At 52.6% G+C, this 18,888-nt stretch carries 16 protein-coding genes; 15 read left to right on the forward strand and 1 reads right to left on the reverse strand.

All coding sequences use genetic code 11. The features are described 5' to 3' along the window. Positions 1 to 66 precede the first annotated feature (66 nt). A complete protein-coding gene (locus tag OM794_RS04750) occupies positions 67 to 1,287 on the forward strand; it encodes an NAD(P)/FAD-dependent oxidoreductase (protein WP_226248111.1) in 1,221 nt (406 codons plus the stop codon). Positions 1,288 to 1,373: 86 nt separating this feature from the next. Continuing rightward, positions 1,374 to 1,925, forward strand: coding sequence for a spermidine N1-acetyltransferase (speG, locus tag OM794_RS04755; RefSeq protein WP_088700842.1), 552 nt, complete (start codon positions 1,374 to 1,376; stop codon positions 1,923 to 1,925). 82 nt (positions 1,926 to 2,007) lie between these two features. Here speG and OM794_RS04760 read toward each other — a convergent pair whose 3' ends face one another. After that, entirely contained in the window at positions 2,008 to 2,769 is a 762-nt protein-coding gene (locus OM794_RS04760; protein ID WP_226248112.1) for a M48 family metalloprotease, read from the reverse strand. Positions 2,770 to 3,882: 1,113 nt separating this feature from the next. On the opposite strand from OM794_RS04760, the gene OM794_RS04765 reads away from it, so the two are divergent. The 13 genes from OM794_RS04765 (at position 3,883) to OM794_RS04825 (ending at position 18,845) form a co-directional block, all read left to right on the forward strand. Continuing rightward, positions 3,883 to 4,644: a metallophosphoesterase gene (locus OM794_RS04765; protein ID WP_226248115.1), complete on the forward strand. Its 762-nt coding sequence runs from the start codon at positions 3,883 to 3,885 to the stop codon at positions 4,642 to 4,644. Positions 4,645 to 4,879: 235 nt separating this feature from the next. After that, a complete protein-coding gene (locus OM794_RS04770) occupies positions 4,880 to 6,220 on the forward strand; it encodes a glucarate dehydratase family protein (protein WP_226248117.1) in 1,341 nt (446 codons plus the stop codon). Positions 6,221 to 6,256: 36 nt separating this feature from the next. Then, positions 6,257 to 7,207: a tripartite tricarboxylate transporter substrate binding protein gene (locus OM794_RS04775; RefSeq protein ID WP_226248119.1), complete on the forward strand. Its 951-nt coding sequence runs from the start codon at positions 6,257 to 6,259 to the stop codon at positions 7,205 to 7,207. A gap of 14 nt (positions 7,208 to 7,221) precedes the next feature. After that, the gene (locus OM794_RS04780; protein ID WP_226248121.1) at positions 7,222 to 7,737 is read left to right on the forward strand and encodes a tripartite tricarboxylate transporter TctB family protein; all 516 of its coding nucleotides are present in this window, start codon (positions 7,222 to 7,224) and stop codon (positions 7,735 to 7,737) included. 15 nt (positions 7,738 to 7,752) lie between these two features. Next, complete coding sequence (locus tag OM794_RS04785; protein WP_226248124.1) at positions 7,753 to 9,261, forward strand: tripartite tricarboxylate transporter permease; 1,509 nt, start codon at positions 7,753 to 7,755, stop codon at positions 9,259 to 9,261. An 80-nt stretch (positions 9,262 to 9,341) separates the two neighbouring features. Beyond that, positions 9,342 to 10,352 carry a 3-dehydro-L-gulonate 2-dehydrogenase gene (gene yiaK / locus OM794_RS04790; RefSeq protein ID WP_226248126.1) on the forward strand — a complete coding sequence of 337 codons (1,011 nt, stop codon included), beginning with the start codon at positions 9,342 to 9,344 and terminating at the stop codon, positions 10,350 to 10,352. 191 nt (positions 10,353 to 10,543) lie between these two features. After that, on the forward strand, positions 10,544 to 11,455 hold the full coding sequence (gene kdgD, locus OM794_RS04795) for a 5-dehydro-4-deoxyglucarate dehydratase (protein WP_226248129.1): 912 nt from the start codon (positions 10,544 to 10,546) through the stop codon (positions 11,453 to 11,455). A gap of 76 nt (positions 11,456 to 11,531) precedes the next feature. Then, positions 11,532 to 12,587 (forward strand): ABC transporter substrate-binding protein, encoded by a 1,056-nt coding sequence (locus OM794_RS04800; RefSeq protein WP_226248131.1) that lies wholly within the window; start codon positions 11,532 to 11,534, stop codon positions 12,585 to 12,587. 118 nt (positions 12,588 to 12,705) lie between these two features. Continuing rightward, positions 12,706 to 13,149 carry a tripartite tricarboxylate transporter TctB family protein gene (locus OM794_RS04805; RefSeq protein ID WP_265154313.1) on the forward strand — a complete coding sequence of 148 codons (444 nt, stop codon included), beginning with the start codon at positions 12,706 to 12,708 and terminating at the stop codon, positions 13,147 to 13,149. 17 nt (positions 13,150 to 13,166) lie between these two features. Next, positions 13,167 to 14,729 carry a tripartite tricarboxylate transporter permease gene (locus OM794_RS04810; RefSeq protein ID WP_226248134.1) on the forward strand — a complete coding sequence of 521 codons (1,563 nt, stop codon included), beginning with the start codon at positions 13,167 to 13,169 and terminating at the stop codon, positions 14,727 to 14,729. Next, entirely contained in the window at positions 14,710 to 16,278 is a 1,569-nt protein-coding gene (gene garD, locus OM794_RS04815; RefSeq protein ID WP_265154314.1) for a galactarate dehydratase, read from the forward strand. Before OM794_RS04810 ends, garD begins: the two co-directional genes overlap by 20 nt. A 53-nt stretch (positions 16,279 to 16,331) precedes the next feature. After that, on the forward strand, positions 16,332 to 17,657 hold the full coding sequence (locus OM794_RS04820; protein ID WP_320442899.1) for an enolase C-terminal domain-like protein: 1,326 nt from the start codon (positions 16,332 to 16,334) through the stop codon (positions 17,655 to 17,657). 204 nt (positions 17,658 to 17,861) lie between these two features. After that, entirely contained in the window at positions 17,862 to 18,845 is a 984-nt protein-coding gene (locus tag OM794_RS04825; protein ID WP_226248136.1) for a Bug family tripartite tricarboxylate transporter substrate binding protein, read from the forward strand. Positions 18,846 to 18,888: the final 43 nt, after the last annotated feature.

The following is an 18,888-nucleotide window of genomic DNA, read 5'->3' on the forward strand; positions in this document are numbered from 1 at the left end:
AGCAAGTTGTCAGGAACCATCTATGGTTAACAGCATACTGCAAGTCTCTCTAGCATAGGCAACCCGATGGATCTAAAAAGTGGCTATCCCTTTTGGGCGGTAAAGAACGGATTGTTGAAAACCTTCCCTCAACTGACTCGCGATCATCAATGCGAAGTTGTTGTGATTGGTGGGGGGATCACGGGGGCATTGATTGCTGATGAGCTGAGTAAGCATGGCCACCACGTGGTGGTGCTTGAGCGCCGGGATGTGGGGTGGGGCAGTTCCGCTGCCAGCACCGCATTGCTGCAGTACGAAATCGACACCCATATGACAGCGTTAGCCGAACGCTATGGGGAGGCCGACGCTGTGCGTGCTTACCGCGCTTGTGCTGAGGCCATTGGTGAGCTTGAGTCCTTGGCGGCAGGGCTGGGCAATGTGGATTTTGAACGTCAGCAAAGCCTTTACTATGCCAGTAGCGAAGAGGATGTTGCGCCCCTCAAAGAAGAGTTGGCGCTGCGCCAAGCACACGGATTTGAAGCCGAATGGATGGAGCGCGAGGCTATTTTGGCCGAGTACGGCTTCGTGGCACCCGGCGCTATTCTTACGCAGCTAGCCGCCTCTGTTGACCCTTACCGTATGGCGTATCAACTGTTTTCCAGGGTGGTTGAGCGGGGAGGGGAGGTGTATGACCGCACACAAATGGAGACGATGGTGCCGGATGCTGAAGGCGTGACGCTCACGTTGGCTAATGGCGCCAGGCTGCGTTGTCAGAACGTCGTGATGGCGGCGGGGTATGAGTCGCAATCTTGGCTGCCAGAAAAGGTGGCCATCAACCGCAGTAGCTATGCGCTGATCACTGACCCGTTACCGCCAGAGGCATTGGGTAAACTACGCCACACCATGGTATGGGAGTCGGCCCGGCCTTACCTCTATATGCGCACTACCCGTGATGGACGACTCCTCGTGGGCGGCGACGATGACGACGAAGATATTCCCAAGCGCCGCGACGCGCGGGTAGAGGAGAAGGCGGAAGGGCTGGCAGCTAAAATAGAGGCGCTATGGCCGAAGCTCGATATCAATCCTACCTTCTCCTGGGGCGGAACCTTTGCTGAAACCGACGATGGCCTGCCGTTCTTCGGCCCTCATGAGGTTCTGGGCAGCCGCATTCATTTTGCCATGGCCTACGGCGGTAATGGGATCAGCTATAGCATGATTGGCGCCAAGCTGCTGCGAGCGCTTATTGAAGGAAGAGAACACCCCTTGGCGGAGCTGTTTTCGTTTAGACGCCTAGCTAAAATGACGTGACCTAACTGCGGCAGCCGGGGTTGGAAACAGTAGCGAGCAAGTGTAAATCGCGTATTCTTAACGGATACTCATAAGGATAGCGGACAATGGGTCACATACTTTATTTACGTGCACTGGAGCGCAACGACCTGCGCTTTGTTCATGAACTAAATAATAACCAGAGCATTATGTCGTATTGGTTTGAAGAGCCTTACGAGTCATTTGACGAGCTGGAGGAGTTGTATAACAAGCATATCCATGACAACGCCGAGCGGCGATTTGTGGCGGAAGATAGCCAGGGCCATGCCATTGGCCTGGTAGAGCTGATTGAGATCGACTACATCCATCGTAGTGGCGAGTTTCAAATCATTATTACCCCGGAACATCAGGGGAAAGGATTTGCCCGCACGTTAATTCGCCAAGCACTGCACTACTCGTTCACGATCTTAAATTTGCACAAGGTGTATCTCATCGTGGCAGTAGATAATGTCAAAGCGATTCATCTTTACGAGGAGAGTGGCTTTATAGAAGAGGGCCACTTGGTGCAGGAGTTCTTTATCAACGGCAAATACCGCGATGTAAAGCGAATGTATATCCTGCAGGATACCTACCTGGCGCAACTGTCCGAACAGCAAGAAGAGAATGGCGAGTGGGCTTAGTGGTGTTAAGGAAAAAATCTTTCAATACTCCTGCCAGCCAACACTTTGGTTAACTTGGCAGGAGTACCAGAGGGTCTTAATCTTACTGGAACGAAGCTTCTAGGCGCGCTGCACGGTCACCCGCTGCTGGGTGGCTGGAGAAGAGGCTACTGTCGTTGCCGTATTTGGCTTCTATCTTGCGTAGAGCTGCAACGGAAGCCTCTGCATTCAAGTCGTGGCGCTGCAGTAGCTCAATGGCATAATCATCGGCTTCATTCTCCTGGCGTTGCGAGAACTGAGCATTGACAAGCTTTTCGCCCAGCTCACCCAGCTCAGAGCTTGACAGTGCGGCGGCGGTGTTGCTGCCGCTGGCCGCCGCGGCTTCACGTGCAGCGGAAGCCGCATAGGCAACCTGGAACGCACGCTTGGAGTGCCCTAACGCCACGTGGCCGATCTCGTGGGCAATAACGTAACGCACTTCATCGTCGGTCATTTCATCCATCAGCCCGCTATGCAGCCGAATGGAGCCATTGGGAACTGCAAAAGCGTTCACTTCGTCTAGTTGATAAACGTTGTAGTCAAGCGTATGGCCGTCGACGGTTTCCAAGCCTTGGGTTAGCTTCGCTAAACGTTGTGCATACTGGCTATCATCTGCAACAAGGTGGTTTTGGGAATCAAGCTGAGCAATGGTTTGATCGCCGAGTTGTTGCATTTGCTGATCCGACATCGTGGCAGCACCAGCGAAACTGGAGCCCGCAGACATTAGGCCGCCGAGATCAGCGCCGGATTGACAGCCGCTAAGAGCGAGTGTCGCCGCTAAACCTAATGCATAAGATGTTTTGCGAACCAAAAAAGGTGTTTGCATCGTCCGTTCCTTCGTCAATGTGCGTGCATAACAAGAAGAGTCTGCACGTTGAGTATTGCGCCTTTATTAGCCGAACTAATATTAGCCTAATCCTTTATATAACTCCATACTTTATCGAAAATTAGCTTATAGGGATTGACTACGAACATCGAAACGCTGCACTTAAAGTCAATACTCCGCTAGACATTGCGCGGATTGTTACCGCTTTAAAAATGCACAAAGTGTTATTAATCGTAGCGGTAGGGAACATTAAAGCGATGCATCTTTACGAGGAGCGTCGCTTAATTGAAAGCCGAAATTGCCAAATCAGCTGGCTGTAAGGCTAAAAAAACGCCTCTTGTAAACGAGGCGTTGTATGGAGCTGAAGCAGCATGCGGGTTCTATATGTTTAACGCAGATAAGCCTTAATGGCGTCAAGTGCCGCGCGCTGCTGCAAAGCGCGTTTCGCCCACACTTCCATAACATCAGCTGCTAACGCTTGTGCTGGGTTGACTAAGTGTTGCATGGCGTTTATTCCTCTTTCAGGGGATCAGAGAATGTGGTGAGACCTTGTTGTAAAAATGATGTTGTAAAAGCTCATGCCGTAAAAAGCGCATGTTGTACACAGCTTGTGTTGTGCAAAGCAGCAATGAAGCTGTGGTGAGATATTAAGAGCTTTATTTGCGAAGGGCTAGTCCTAACGATGTAGGTGATTTGCCATTTTCCGTAAGCTGTGGCTTACAAATGGCGTTATAACGATATTAGGTCTTTGAATGGAAAAGGTTTTCATAGTCATAAAAAAGCCGGAAATTATTCCGGCTTCGGTGATTATCTTTGGTCTAAAAGGGTGCAAAAGACCTGAATTAGCCTAAATAGGCTTTCAGCGCTTCGACTGCGGCACGATGCCATTGAGCATGCAAGCTCCAGAACTCTAGAACTTCATTATCGCGTGCAGGGGGGGTTATTAAAAAAGTCATTGTGCGGTCCTCCTATTGGGACTACACCTCCATTATAGCTTATTTTTGTTGCGGTGCAGCATTTCTTGGTATAACACCGTCGTTGTGCGACAAAGTGTCTTAGGCTGAGTAGGATTGGTTAGGGTAGTTTAATTAGGGATTTGCTATGGAGAGCCCTATGCGTTTGCGTATTTTGTCTGATCTGCACCTGGAGTTTTTTGACGGTGACCGCGAGCTGCCTGAGGTGGAGGCCGATGTCGTGGTTCTGGCAGGGGATATTCACCGTAAGAGCGAAGGGCTTGCCTGGGCGCGCCACCAGTTTACAGACACGCCTATTATCTATGTGCCCGGTAACCATGAATTTTACGGTACCTGCATACCGCTTTTACGTGAGGAGCTGGCGCTCGAAGCCGAGCGGCTCGATATTGAACTGCTGGATAATCGTGCCGTTACCCTCAATGGCGTACGCTTTTACGGCACTACGCTATGGACTGATTTTGCGTTATACGCCGGTGATCCAACTCAAAACCCCGCCGATACGGAGTCCAAGGCGCTACGCTACATGCCCGATTTTAAAATCGTTCAAACTTCGCCCGGGGTAACGTTCACACCCCAGGCAAGTCAGCAGGTGCACGCTGAAGCACTCGCTTGGCTTGAAGGCGAACTGTCCCAGCCATTTGATGGCCCAAAAGTGGTAGTTAGCCACCACGCCCCGCTACACGACTGTATTCCTGATCAATATCTGGGCGACGCGTTATCCCCCGCGTTTGCCTCCAATTTGCCTCATCTTATGGGAAAGATGGATGTATGGGTGCATGGGCATGTCCACGAGCCCGTGGATATTCTGCTTAACGGAACGCGTATTATTGCTAACCCCGGTGGATACCCTTATGAGTTTACGCCAGAGCTGTTTAAGCCAGACTGGGTGGTTGAAATTTAAAGACATTTAAAATCAGTGGCTTATGGTTTTTAATAGATTGTTCGTAAATCGCTGGCAGTCAAACCGGTGAGTGCTACTTTGGTTTAAATTCCACCTCTTCTGCTTGCGTCTTAAAGCCACGCTACTTATCTTCTTGCTTGTATGATGTATGACATATAAGGCTGCATAAAATATTTATGTAGTCATGAACGGGATGCTGATCTACGCGCTAAGGCTGCTTACTGGAGAATTGTTTATGTCGAGCCACGACACTCCCACGATAACCGAGATGCAGGTCATTCCCGTGGCAGGGCGCGATAGCATGTTACTCAATATCGGTGGAGCGCACTCGCCGTATTTTACCCGCAACCTGGTTATTCTCAAAGATAGCCACGGTAATGTGGGGGTGGGCGAAGCTCCCGGTGGTGAGACGATTCAAACGTCTCTTGAGCAGTCGCGAGAGCGGGTAATTGGGCAATCAATTGGAAAAATGCGCTCCATGATTGCTTCGCTGCACAATGCCGGCAGGAGTGCCGATTTTGAAGACTTCGGTAAAGGCTCCTGGACCTTCGAGCTGCGTATCAATGCGGTTGCCGCGCTTGAGGCTGCGTTACTTGATTTGATGGGGAAATTTCTGGGAGTGCCGGTGGCAGAACTCCTAGGCAACGGCAAGCAGCGTGACAGCGTTGATGTGCTGGGGTACTTGTTCTTTATCGGCGATGGGCACGCCACGCCGTTGGATTTCCGCCGGGGCACCGAGGGCTTGGATCACGACTGGTACCGTTTGCGCGACGAGGCGGCCATGACCCCTCAGCACATTGTTGAGCTCGCTCTGGCGGCGCATGATCGCTACGGCTTTAAAGACTTTAAGCTAAAAGGCGGGGCGCTGGCTGGTGAGCAAGAAATAGCGGCCGTCACGGCGCTGCACAAGGCGTTTCCGGATGCGCGCACGACCATTGACCCCAACGGCGCCTGGTCGCTCGAAGAGGCGATCCGATTATGCAAGGATCTTCACGGTGTAATCGCCTACGCCGAAGATCCTTGTGGGGCGGAACAAGGTTTCTCCGGTCGCGAGATTTTAGCTGAGTTTCGCCATGCCACCGGGTTGCCTGTCGCCACCAACATGGTAGCCACCAATTGGCGGGAAATGGCCCACGCGCTGATGCTGCGCTCAGTCGATATTCCATTAGCCGACCCGCACTTCTGGACACTTTCCGGTGCCGTACGTGTCTCCCAGCTCTGCCAGGATCATGGTATGACCTGGGGCTCCCACTCCAACAACCATTTTGATATTTCTTTGGCCATGTTCGCCCAGGTGGGGGCCGCCGCCGTGGGGCGCACCACCGCGCTTGATACCCACTGGATATGGCAGGAGGGCGACGCGCGCCTGACTCGCAATCCGCCGGAGATTGCGGGTGGCAAGGTAGCCGTCACTGATGCGCCGGGGCTGGGCGTAGAGATCGATATGGTGCAAATCGAGAAGGCCAATGAGCTTTATCGTTCACTGCCTGCTGGTGCTCGGGATGATGCAATGGCAATGCAGTATTTGATAGATAACTGGAAGTTTGATCCGAAAAAGCCAGCGTTGGTGCGCTGAGCGAATCCCCTAAATGTGACAAATAAGGACATTACAATGAATAAACTAGTACTCAATTTATCTATTGCGTCAGCGATGCTGGCCAGCGGCGGTGCATTTGCCGAATATCCTGAGAAAAACATCGACATGATCGTGCCTTTCTCAGCCGGCGGCGGTAACGATACCTTCGTTCGCGCACTACAGCCGCTACTGGAAGAAAAGCTCGATACCAACTTGGTTATCCGCAATATCTCGGGCGGCGGCGGCGCTGTGGGGCTGACGCGTGCTCAGGCATCAGATGCCGATGGCTACACCTTAGCTGCCGCCAGTAACGCACTGCTGACCTTGGAGGCGTTGGGCAATGTCGACTTTACCTACGAAGATTTTGATTTTGTCGCCAAGATTCTTGAAGAGCCCTATGTCATCGCTGTCGGTGAAGACAGTGAATACGCCGACTTGGACGCTATGGTCGAGGCTGCGAAGGAAGGCACCTCGGTGCAAGTTGGCGTTTCGGGTGTAGGGTCATCAGCTCACATCGCGGCGGTGGCATTTGCTGATACCGCAGAAGTCGATTTCAACTTCATTCCCTATCCCGGCGGTTCTGAGACCATTTCCGCGGCTATGGGCGGGCACGTGGATGCCGTGGTGCTAGGTGGAGCGGAACTTCGCTCGGCGTTAGCGTCAGGTCGTCTGAAAGCCTTGGGTATGTCTTATGAAGAGCGTAGCGAGTCACTGCCCGATGTCCCTACTTTCCAAGAGGAAGGCTACGACCTGTCTCTGACAGTATGGCGCGGCATCGCGGGCCCTGATGGCCTACCGGAAGAGGCTAAAGAAGCGTGGATCAACGCCATTAAAGAAATTGTCGAGGAAGGCTCCTTCGAAGAGACTGCCTCGAATCTGGGCTTGGATATTGTACCGCTGTATGGAGATGAGCTAGAGGCGTTTATCGCTGAATCTGCTGAAGTGATGAAAGAAAGTGCTGGAGATTTGGCAGTTGAAGAGAATTGAGGAGTTAATGACTGATGGTAAAGGATATAGGTAAACCGATCTTTGATCTGTTTCTTGTGGTGGCATCGGCAATTGGGTTTTATATGGCCACTACGCTGCCAGCAGTCAGCATGGCGGGGGGGCTTACCCCCGCTACTTTTCCAAAGTTGATCTCTGGTTTGATTTTTGTATGTGCGGTGCCTTGCTTAATACGTGATGCTTACGAATGGCTTGTTGCAAGGCGAGTGCGGAAAGCCGAAACAGCACTTAATGCCACTGCTTCAAAGAAAGGCATTTTGCAATGGTTGACCATCGTGGCTTTGATTATTGTTTATATCAATTTGTTCGAGCGGCTGGGGTATCTCGTAAGCACAGCGCTATTTTGCTTCTTTAATGTCGTTTTCCTTGTTGTAGTTAGTGGTGAATTCCAGAAGTTAAGCAATAGTCGTAAACTGCGAAACTTGGCAGCTTATGCAATTTTCTCGATCATATTGTCATTGGTTATTTATTATGTATTTACCGAACTGTTCAATATCCCGCTACCGAATTGATGAAGGAGAAGTGTGATGCTGATGGGATATATGGAAGGTTTGGGATTAGTCTTTCAATTCGGAACATTACTGGCAATCGCTGGGGGAACCTTTCTTGGCATCATCATGGGGGTGCTGCCTGGCCTAACATCGGCCATGGCGATAGCTCTGTTGTTGCCGGTAACCTTTGGAATGCCGCCTGTGATGGGTATTGGTATGCTGCTGGGTACCCTGTGTGGTGCCGGTGCCAGTGGCTCGATACCCGCCATCTTGTTGAATATTCCAGGGACGCCATCCTCGGTCGCGACGACGTTCGATGGCTTTCCAATGGCTCAAAAAGGGGAAGCGGGGAGAGCCCTGGGGCTGGCCATTGTTGCCTCTTTCTTTGGCGGTGTCGCCAGTATGGTGGTGTTAAGTCTTCTCGCACCCCCCATCGCTGAGTTTGCATTGCGATTTGGTGCTGCGGAGTATTTCTCGCTGAGCATTTTCGGGCTAGTCATTATTGCTTCTGTTGCGGGCAAGTCCCTCCTTAAAGGTTTGATTGCAGGCCTAATAGGTTTCTTCTGTTCTACCATCGGTACAGATCCTATTGCGGGGGTCGACCGTTTTACGTTTGGACAGCTTTCTTTATTGACCGGGATTAACCTTTTACCGGCGCTGATTGGGTTATTTGCTGTGTCACAAGTGCTGAAAGATGCCTTCGAATATGACCCCTCCAATAAACTTCAGAATAGCCCCCATAAGATCGATATTGCACGCCCGCGGTTTATTGAAACGCTGCGCAATTGGCGCGCCCTTCTCGTCGGTATCGTGTCTGGATCTGTCGTGGGCCCAGTGCCTGGCGCTGGGGGCAGTATCGCCTCACTGGTGGCCTATGACCAAGCACGACGCTTTTCTAAAGCACCTGAAAAGTTTGGTAAGGGTCATGGTGCTGGCATTGTCTCTGTTGAGAGCGCGAACAATGCTTTGCTGGGTGGGGCGTTAATTCCTACGCTTGCGCTGGGCATCCCTGGCGAGGCCGCGACGGCTGTTCTATTGGGTGGTCTAATGATTCAAGGCGTTACGCCGGGACCGATGCTATTTGAAAGCCAGAGTGGCATTATTTACGGGATATTTTTAGCGTACTTAGTCGCTAACTTCTTCATGCTTATCATCATGTGTTTAGGTATAAAGTTGTTTGTTCGTGTACTGCTAGTGCCAAGAAAACAGTTGATATCGTCTATCATTGTTTTCTGTTTTATCGGTGTTTACGGAGTTGATGGGGATGTGTTTAACCTCTACATAATGCTGGCTTTTGGTTTGCTCGGCTATTTTCTCAACCGATATGGCTTTGGAACCGCTCCGGTAATACTGGGTTTAATTCTGGGGCCGATAGCGGAATCTAATCTGAGGCGGGGGCTGCAGACCTTCGGTGGTGATTGGACACCGTTTTTTACCCGGCCCATCAGCGTTACCTTTTTAGTTATTGCCTTAGGGTTACTGGCGCTGACACTGTGGCAGAACTACCGTACTCGACAGCAAAGCACGGCGTCTGGCGCTGCTTGAAGTCTATGACCGCCATTCGAGGCGGCTGGGGTGTTGAAGCCCACTCGCGGAGTGGGCTTTTTTAATGGTGGAGGTAAGTGATGGCTAACATCGATTTTGAGACGTTGCGCAGTACGATTGAAAAATCACTCTTGAAGGCGGGGCTAAAGCCCGCTGATGCTGAGACCTGCGCGCGAATCCATGCTGAAAGTACCCGCGACGGCGTGCATTCGCATGGCATCGGGCGGGTTCCGCGTTTCATTGAGTACGTTGGGAAGGGCTGGGTCGATATCGACGCTAAGCCAAGCCTTGTCCAGCGGCTGGGGGCGATTGAGGTGCTGGATGGAGGGTTTGGAATAGGCGTGGTCAACGCACTCCATGCCACAGAACGGGCCATTGCACTGGCGCGTGAACACGGTATGGGGCTGGTGGCGTTACGTGATACAACCCACTGGATGCGTGGCGGAAGCTATGGTTGGCATGCGGTTGAGCAAGGGTTCGCTACGATTATGTGGACCAATACCGAGTCTTGCATGCCTGCCTGGGGCGGTGCTTCCCAATCGATTGGCAATAATCCGTTGGTGATGGCCGTACCGCATAGCACCGGGCCTCTGGTGCTCGATATGGCGATGTCTCAGTTTTCCTATGGGAAGCTACAGACGACTCAGTTGAAGGGCGAGCATTTGCCCGTTGACGGTGGTTTTGATGAGCGTGGAGCGTTGAGCCGTGATCCTGCGGCGATCGCTGCGACGCGTCGCTTGCTGCCGACCGGGTACTGGAAAGGCTCTGGGTTGGCGATTCTATTGGATGCGTTGGCGGCACTACTTGCTCAAGGACGCCCTAGCCATACCATTGATAAGGTTCAGCGCGGCAGTGGCGGCGGTTGTAGTCAGGTGTTTATGGTCTTTGACCCTGAACAACTCGGTGGTCGAGAAGCCTGCGATAGCATTGTCGAAGGTATCCAGACGCATCTGGCCGCTACTACGCCTGCCGAGCCGGGGCGTAGAGTGCGCTGGCCGGGCGAATCGACCGCCGACAAGCGATACGGAGAGGGGACGATTATGCTTGATGACATGCTCTGGCGTTCTGTTTGTGAGCTCGCTGGGGACTAGTTAAAGCCCTTTAACCTTCAACAGGTTTATAGAGCTTGGCTGCTACTTTGGTTTAAGTTTTGATGGTTCTGCTTGCACCCTATGAGCTGGATACTTATCTTTTAGGTTGTATGATGTATGACATAAGGTCGTTGGCTAACGAATGGTGACTGCTCACCCTGTGACCAACACATTTTAAAAGAGGGCGCAAAGTGACGTTTTCAAGAGAAGCTGTAACAAAAGCCATCGGCGATGGCCTGCTATCGTTCCCGATTACGGATTTCGATAGCCAAGGTCGTTTCGATGAAGCGAGCTACCGCAAGCGGCTTGAGTGGTTCATCAGCCACGAGATCTCGGCGGTCTTCGTCGCGGGTGGCACGGGGGAGTTTTTTAACCTGTCACTCGATGAGTATCGCGAGATTGTTCGCGTCGCTGTCGAAGTAATCGACGGTCGCTTGCCCGTCATTGCCAGCGCGGGCTTAAGCGTTGAAGCCGGAAAGGCCTTTGCAAAAGCGGCCGAAGAATCGGGCGCTGATGGCATTCTGCTGATGCCGCCGTACCTTACCGAGTGCCCGCAGGATGGCCTGGTGGAGTATGCCCGTCAGATTTGTGATGCCACCGCCGTCAACGTGATTTATTACAACCGCGGCAACGGCATTTTAAACGCCTCCTCGGTTCAGCAGTTGGCCGACCATTGCCCTAACTTGGTGGGGCTAAAAGATGGCAAAGGCGATATTCAGGCGCTCAACAAAATTGTCAAAACCGTCGGTGACCGTTTGGTCTATATCGGCGGCGTGCCTACAGCTGAAATTTTTGCCGAGGCTTATGTCTCCATTGGCGTGAACACCTACTCGTCGGCCGTGTTCAACTTTGTGCCGGAAATGGCGGTGAAATTCTACAAGGAGCTGCGTAAGGGCAATAAAGAGGTCGTCAAACAGATCACTAACGACTTTTTTATTCCCTTCGTGGATCTCCGGGATCGAAAAGCGGGCTATGCCGTTAGCCTGATCAAAGCAGGCGCTGACATTGTTGGCCGTCCCGCCGGCAGTGTTCGCGCGCCGCTGTCAATGCCAACCCAGGCGGAATGTCAGGAGCTTAAAAAGCTGATCGATCGCGTTAAATAGTAATAAAGCGCCAACTCACTAAGTCATTAAACCACTGAGCTATAACAATTTAACAACGAGCGAAAGAGGTGAAAGTATGATCGTTTCTAAAAAAATAATGACAAGTGTTGGATCCGCAGCGCTGATGGCAACGTTGAGCATCAGCGCTGGTGTGGCAATGGCCCAGGATGGCCCGTTGCGGGGTAATATTCGCGTGGTCATCGGCTCAACGTCCACCGGCGGCGACACTTATCAAAACTCTACCATTGTGGTGGATCAACTAGCTGAAAAGCTGGATCTCAACATGAAGGTGGACGCGGTAGGCGCAAGCTCTGCTTTTCGCACCCTCGACCGGGACTCTCGCGGCAATACGTTGATGATCTTCCACGATCAGTCCTACCTTGGTCATCTGTATGGTGTAGAAGGTTACGACGATATTTTTGAGAAATATACCGTTGGCCCAACCCTTGCTATCAACCCCGGCAATGCCTATCTGGTGCCTAAAGATTCGCCCTACGAGACCCTTGACGACATCATCGCTGCAGTAGGCAGTGGCGAGACCGTGCGTGTGGCGATCCAGCCGGGCGGCGTCTCTGAGATTGGTTTCAGTGCGCTGAAGAATGCCATCGCCATTGAGCATCCCGGACAGGAGGATAACCTGGTAGCTGTTAACACCGGCTCCCAATCCGACAAGAACCAGCAACTGTTTGACGGTCAAGCCGACGTGATTAATGGCACCGTGCAGGCTAACGAGCAGTACACGCGGTTACCTGAAGATGACCAGAAAGCAATGCGTTTTGTCTGGTTAACGGCCCGTCAAGACACTATTGAACAGGCGCCGGAAGAGGGGCTTGGGCAGACATCTCGTGAGCAGTTGCTGGAGTATGTAGAGCCGAACGTGCACGTCACCATGGGAGACGACGAGAGCTTCACGTTCGATAAGGAGTTCTTCTTCCTCTACAACAAAGACATGGATCCGGCGATTGTTGAGCAAATCGATGAAGCGCTAGCGGAGATCTACGAAGAGGGTGAAATACAGGAAATTCAGAAAAACGCCTTCTTTATCCCCAACTTCAAGCCTTCTGATGAAGCCTCTGAGTATCTTGCCGATAAAATGGCTCGCTACGAAGAAATCATCAGCAACATCCAGTAACGGGTATGACACTCGCTGCGTGGGCGGCGGGTGTCTCACCTATGCATGAGTCGCTATAGAACCGCTATAGAAAGAACAATAGTCAGCAGGGTATCTGCTGCTAATGCCCGGAGCTGTTATGGAATCAGGTCTTTCAAGTCTGCTCAGTGTCTCTATCGATTTCGAGACCTCCCACCTGTTCTTCCCGAGGATTATCCATTGGATCATGGCAGGTCTGTTTGCCCTGATTCTGGTGACGAAGGTAGCTCCCTTCATGGCATCTGTGAAACGGGGAGAGCGCACCATGCCCATTTTGGGTGAGGCCAGGGATAATTTCCGCTTCTTTGGCACGCTCGTTTTGATCGCAGCGTATTTTTACTTCATGGCCGTGGTGGGCGATATGTTCCCTTACACAGGCTATGGCTTCCTGCTGGTTTCGATGGTTTTCGTTCTCCTGATGTCACTGCTCTATCTGCATGACTGGACGAAAAAGGCGCTTACCATCGTCGTGGTCAATGCCATCGTCGCCCCTAGTCTGGCCTGGTTCGTTCTCGCCAAGCTGTTCACTATCACCTTACCGTGACCGGAGCGAGTGCCACCATGGAATTCCTCTCCCTTCTCGATATAACCTTCTTTTTACTCGCCGGGTTCGGTGCTCTGGTCGGCATCATCTTCGGTGCTATCCCCGGCATGACCGCCACCATGGCAGTCGCTGTTTGCCTGCCGCTGACTTACGCCCTTGGTTTACATCATGGCTTAGCGCTGCTGCTTGGCCTCTATGTGGGCGGTATATCTGGCGGGATGGTACCCGCTGTGCTGCTCAATATTCCCGGTACCCCCTCTTCCATTACTACCACCTTTGATGGCTACCCAATGGCTCAAAAGGGTGAGGGTGAGAAAGCACTGAAAATATGCGTCATCGCTTCAGTGATCGGCGGCCTTGTTAGCGCCGCTATCCTCTTCCTGTTTGCGCCTCTGCTGGCCGATTTCTCGATCAAGTTCTCCTATGTAGAGAAGTTTTTGATCATTTTGTTAGCGCTGAGTGTCATTGCTTCGCTCTCTAGCAGCATGCTGATCGGCATCTTTAGCGGCGTCATCGGTATCTGGCTGAGCTTGATTGGTGACTACAGCATCTCTGACGGCGGCAATGGCAAAACCCGGCTGATGTTCGACTTCATGGAACCCTACTTATTTGAAGGGTTTTCCCTGCTGCCGGTGCTGATCGGGGTGTTTGGTATCTCCACGATTCTGCTTGAGGCGGAAAAGGGGGCGAAGAGTGATTTAGCTAACCAGCGCATCAAACTCAGCAAGGGAGCAGGCTTTTCACTTTCGATCTTTAACGGTCGCCTGACTAACCTGGTGCGTTCGTCCTTTATTGGCACCTTCGTTGGCATGTTGCCTGGGGTCGGTGGCAGTGCCGCCTCCGTGCTGGCGTATACCCAAGAGAAAAACTTAACCCGTGATTCATCGCAAATGGGTAAAGGGGCGCCTCAGGGGCTTATTGCCTCGGAGTCCGCCAATAATGCGTTGACCGGTGGGGCTTTGATTCCACTGCTATCGCTAGGTATTCCTGGCGACTCGACGACGGCTGTGTTGATCGGTGCGTTCACCCTGCAGGGCATCCAGGTAGGGCCGCTATTTATTCCTGAGAATACCGAGACCTGGTACGTCATGATGACGGCTTTGGTGTTCGCCAATATCGTGATGTTCTTCTTAATGTTCTATGCCATTAAGTACATCGCCAAAGTGGTGATGGTGCCAAAGCATATTCTCTTCCCCATCATTGTGATGATGTGTGTAGTGGGGGCCTATGCCATCAACTACGGAATTATGTTTGACGTCTGGACGCTGCTTATTTTCGGCATTTTAGGCTACCTGGTGCAGAAAATTGGTTTGGAAGTGGCCCCGCTCATTATTGGCTTTATCTTGGGCAGCCAAGCCGAGGTCTACTTCGTCAAGAGCCTGGAGTCGTTCGGCACTTTCTCGATCTTTTTCACCAAGAGTCCCATCGCCATGGTGCTGTGGGGGTTGATTGTCGCCTCGGTAATGTTCGCCATCGTCATGGGCTTCAAATCCCGCGCCAGGCAAAAAATGGAGCTGACCCAGGTAACTGGCAGTACACGCACAGCCTCAGGAAAGGGTCATGAAACAGATAACGACTAATACGCGCGTGATTCGCATACACCCCAACGATAATGTCGCCATCGTGGTTGAGCCGGGCGGTCTCGCTGAGGGTGCCGTCATTGAGGGAGAAGTTACCACCACAATGGCTGTCCCCCAGGGGCATAAGGTGGCCCTTGTCGATCTGGCGGAGGGGGAGCGCATCATTCGCTACGGTGAAGTGATCGGTACGGCGGCCACGCCTATTCCCCGAGGTGGCCACGTCAGCGAGACCAACTTGCACATGCCAACACCACCGCCGCTTGCGGATCTACCGCTGGCGACCCGGCCAGCACCGAAAACCGAGCCGCTTGAAGGGTATACCTTCGAGGGCTTTCGTAATCCTGACGGCAGTGTGGGCACCAAAAATGTACTGGGTATCACCACCAGCGTGCAGTGTGTCTCTGGTACCGTCGACTTCGTCGTGCAGCGGATCAAACGCGAGCTGCTGCCGCGATTTCCCAACGTGGATGATGTGGTGGGGCTTAATCACTCATATGGTTGTGGGGTCGCCATTAATGCGCCTGCGGCTATTGTGCCCATTCGAACGCTTAAAAATATCGCCCTGAATCCCAACTTCGGCAACGAGATAATGATCATCGGTTTGGGGTGCGAGAAGCTGCAACCCTCGACACTGCTTTCTGATCGACCGGTGAAAATTTATGAAAACACCGAGGCAGCTGACCCGGACGCCAACTTACTGAGTCTTCAGGATGACTCTTTTCAGGGCTTCGGCGAGATGGTCGAGGGTATTTTGGCCATGGCCGAACGACACCTTGAGCGACTCAATCGACGCCAGCGTGAAACCTGCCCGGCGTCCGAGCTCGTCGTCGGCATGCAGTGTGGCGGCAGCGATGCCTTTTCGGGGGTGACGGCTAACCCCGCTGTGGGCTTTGCAACCGACTTGATCGTGCGGGCGGGGGGCAGTGTGATGTTCTCAGAGGTTACCGAGGTGCGCGACGCTATCCATCTGTTAACCCCGCGCGCCATTGACGAAGCGGTGGGGAGGGCACTGATTGAGCAGATGGCGTGGTACGACAACTACCTGGCTCAAGGCCAAGCGGATCGTAGCGCCAACACCTCACCGGGCAACAAGAAAGGGGGGCTTTCCAATATCGTTGAGAAGGCGCTGGGCTCGGTGATCAAGTCTGGCAACTCGCCGATTGTCGATGTTATAGGCCCAGGTGAAAGGCTGCGCCGTAAGGGGCTCTCCTTTGCCGCCACCCCGGCCAGCGATTTCATCTGTGGCACGCTCCAGCTAGCTGCGGGGATGAATCTGCAGGTATTCACCACAGGTCGGGGTACCCCGTATGGTCTGTCTATGGTGCCGGTGTTGAAAGTTTCCACCAACTCAGCGCTGGGAAAACGCTGGCACGACATCATTGATCTTGATGCGGGGCGGATTGCCACTGGCGAGGCCAGCATTGAAGAGGTGGGCTGGGAGCTTTTCCATCTCATTCTTGAGGTGGCCAGTGGCCGACAACAGGCCGCTGCCGACCGACTGGGAATTCATAACGATTTGGTGCTGTTTAATCCTGCGCCAGTGACTTGATCACCTGAATAAAGTTTCAACTTGGGTCAATAATAAGTAGAGGTTTACGAGATATGTTTCCAAAGATTAAATCAATGAAAGTGGTGCCTGTCGCTGGTTACGACGGTTTCTTATTAAATCTCAGTGGCGGTCACGCCCCCTGGTTTATCCGCTGTGTAGTTATCCTTGAGGATGATGCAGGTAATCAGGGCGTTGGTGAGATTCCTTCCAGTGGTGGCATTCTTAACGGGCTGGAGCAGTGCCGTGAGCTGGTGGAAGGCTCGCCGATCAATAACATCAAACACACCCTCAATCAGGTTCGCCTGCGATTAGCCCAGAACGGACGCGAGGAGCGGGGCAGGCAGACGTTTGATTTGCGCGTAGCGGTACACGTGATCACCGGAATTGAGTCGGCGCTGTTAGACCTCTATGGGCAGGCACTACAGTTACCCGTCGCCGATCTGCTGGGTCAGTACGGCCGTCAGCGTGACGAAGTCGAGGCATTGGGGTATCTGTTTTTACTGGGTGACCCGGGCAAGACAGACCTGCCATACCCTAACGCGCATAACCCTCAAGATAGGTGGGACGAAATACGCTATCAAGAAGCGCTAACACCCGAGGCGGTGGCTAATTTAGCCAAAGCCGCCTATGAGCGCTATGGGTTTAAAGACTTTAAATTAAAAGGTGGTGTATTACGTGGCGAAGAGGAGGCCGATTGCATTCGCGCGCTCCATGAAGCATTCCCCGATGCGCGACTAACGCTTGATCCCAATGGTGCCTGGAAGCTCGATGAAGCGGTGCGCGTGCTGGAGCCCATCAAACACCTGCTCAGCTACGCCGAAGACCCCTGTGGCCAGGAAGAGAGCTACTCCGGTCGTGAAACAATGGCCGAGTTTAAAAAACGCACCGGCCTGCCTACCGCCACCAATATGATTGCGACAGATTTTAAACAGCTGCAGTACGCCGTTCAGCTAAATTCCGTCGATATACCGTTGGCAGATTGTCATTTCTGGACCATGCAAGGTGCTGTCAAAGTGGGTGAACTTTGCAACGAGTGGGGTATGACCTGGGGCTCTCACAGTAATAACCACTTCGATATTTCGCTCGCCATGATGACCCACGTTGCGGCGGCTTGTCCGGGTGAGATTACCGCCATTGACACCCACTGGATTTGGCAGGACGGGCAGCGTATCACGAAAGACCCTCTGCTCATCCGCGATGGCAAGCTCAAGGTTCCCACGACGCCAGGGCTGGGAGTTGAGCTGGACGAAGAGAAGCTTATGGAGGCCCACACGCTTTATAAGTCGTTGGATACCACCCAGCGAAACGATGCCATGGCGATGCAGTTTTTGATTCCTGGGTGGGAGTTCGATCCTAAGTGTCCTGCTCTCGTTCGTTAAAGTGCTTTAACGATGACGATGGATTAAGCCAAACGTATTGCCGATAGAGTGATGTGGTCAACTGAGTAAATGCTCGACTTTGGTCTCATTTTTATATCTCTCTATTGTAGAGCTAACGAGAACACACTAAGTTTCAAGTTGTATGATGTATGACTTGATCATGAGAATAACTCTGCTGATAAGTTTTTAACCAAGGAGTACACAATGTACAAAAACAACAAAACCCTGTTAACCCTGACCGCTGCCGTCGCTTTATCCTCACTATCTGGCGTGGCGCTAGCTGACTACCCTGAGCGCGATATCCGCGTGATTGTGCCTTGGGGGGCCGGTGGGGGTACCGATGGAATCGTTCGTAAACTGACCACCATCGCTGAAGAAAGCCTCGATGTTTCCATGTATGCAGAAAACATCGAGGGTGGCGTGAGTGCCACCGGTATTGGCCAGCTTATGAGCGCCCGGCCTGACGGCTATACCATTGGCGCGTTAACCTACGACAGCCTAATTACCGTGCCCTGGCAGGCCATGCTGCCTAGTTACGATATGGATAAATTGAAGCTGATTGCGCGGGTGACTAGCGAGCCCGATGCTATTGTTGTTGACGCCGATTCCGACTACCAAACGATTCATGACCTTATCGAGGCGGCCAAGGAAAACCCTGGCGAGATTCGCGTTGCCATTCAGAATTTGGGTGGACGCGTTCATCTCGCGATCCTGCAGTTTCAAGAGTTGACCGATACGGAGTTCCGCATCGTCTCCTATCCTGGCGGAGCTGCACCCCAGAAAGAGGCCATTCTGTCCGACGAAGTCGATGTGGCCCTCACCAGCCTGGGGGATTTTTCCAATCTTCTGGAAGATGGCACCGTACGCGGTCTTGTTGAATTCTCCGATACGCAGAATCCTACCTATCCCGATGTGCCTACCACAGCTGACGAGGGGATCGATCTCCAGATTGGCAGCTTTATTGTGTTCGCCGCACCCGCAGACACCCCGGAAGAAGCCATTAACGCACTGGAAAGTGCTTACAAAACGGCGTACGACAGCGATGAATTTCAAGAGTGGGTGGCCAACGTCGGGGTAACGCCGAACTGGCTGGGTACCGATGAGGTGACTGCCTGGGCTGATGAGACGGCCGAGTCACTGTTCAGCGAAATGGATGCGCTGGTAGAAGCAGGCGTGATGTCCAAGTAATTCGCAGCTCAAAGCGCGTGGCGCCGGTTACCGGTGCCACAGC

The sequence above is a fragment of the Halomonas sp. BDJS001 genome (assembly GCF_026104355.1).
Taxonomy (GTDB): domain Bacteria; phylum Pseudomonadota; class Gammaproteobacteria; order Pseudomonadales; family Halomonadaceae; genus Vreelandella.

Bases quoted from the DNA above. Each gene is read 5' to 3' on its own strand.
- OM794_RS04805 (WP_265154313.1), top strand. From the start codon at position 12,706: ATGGAATCAGGTCTTTCAAGTCTGCTCAGTGTCTCTATCGATTTCGAG.
- garD (WP_265154314.1), top strand. From the start codon at position 14,710: ATGAAACAGATAACGACTAATACGCGCGTGATTCGCATACACCCCAAC.
- OM794_RS04810 (WP_226248134.1), top strand. From the start codon at position 13,167: ATGGAATTCCTCTCCCTTCTCGATATAACCTTCTTTTTACTCGCCGGG.
- OM794_RS04825 (WP_226248136.1), top strand. From the start codon at position 17,862: ATGTACAAAAACAACAAAACCCTGTTAACCCTGACCGCTGCCGTCGCT.
- OM794_RS04775 (WP_226248119.1), top strand. From the start codon at position 6,257: ATGAATAAACTAGTACTCAATTTATCTATTGCGTCAGCGATGCTGGCC.
- yiaK (WP_226248126.1), top strand. From the start codon at position 9,342: ATGGCTAACATCGATTTTGAGACGTTGCGCAGTACGATTGAAAAATCA.
- OM794_RS04780 (WP_226248121.1), top strand. From the start codon at position 7,222: ATGGTAAAGGATATAGGTAAACCGATCTTTGATCTGTTTCTTGTGGTG.
- OM794_RS04770 (WP_226248117.1), top strand. From the start codon at position 4,880: ATGTCGAGCCACGACACTCCCACGATAACCGAGATGCAGGTCATTCCC.
- OM794_RS04750 (WP_226248111.1), top strand. From the start codon at position 67: ATGGATCTAAAAAGTGGCTATCCCTTTTGGGCGGTAAAGAACGGATTG.
- OM794_RS04800 (WP_226248131.1), top strand. From the start codon at position 11,532: ATGATCGTTTCTAAAAAAATAATGACAAGTGTTGGATCCGCAGCGCTG.
- speG (WP_088700842.1), top strand. From the start codon at position 1,374: ATGGGTCACATACTTTATTTACGTGCACTGGAGCGCAACGACCTGCGC.
- OM794_RS04785 (WP_226248124.1), top strand. From the start codon at position 7,753: ATGCTGATGGGATATATGGAAGGTTTGGGATTAGTCTTTCAATTCGGA.
- OM794_RS04765 (WP_226248115.1), top strand. From the start codon at position 3,883: ATGCGTTTGCGTATTTTGTCTGATCTGCACCTGGAGTTTTTTGACGGT.
- OM794_RS04760 (WP_226248112.1), bottom strand. From the start codon at position 2,769: ATGCAAACACCTTTTTTGGTTCGCAAAACATCTTATGCATTAGGTTTA.
- OM794_RS04820 (WP_320442899.1), top strand. From the start codon at position 16,332: ATGTTTCCAAAGATTAAATCAATGAAAGTGGTGCCTGTCGCTGGTTAC.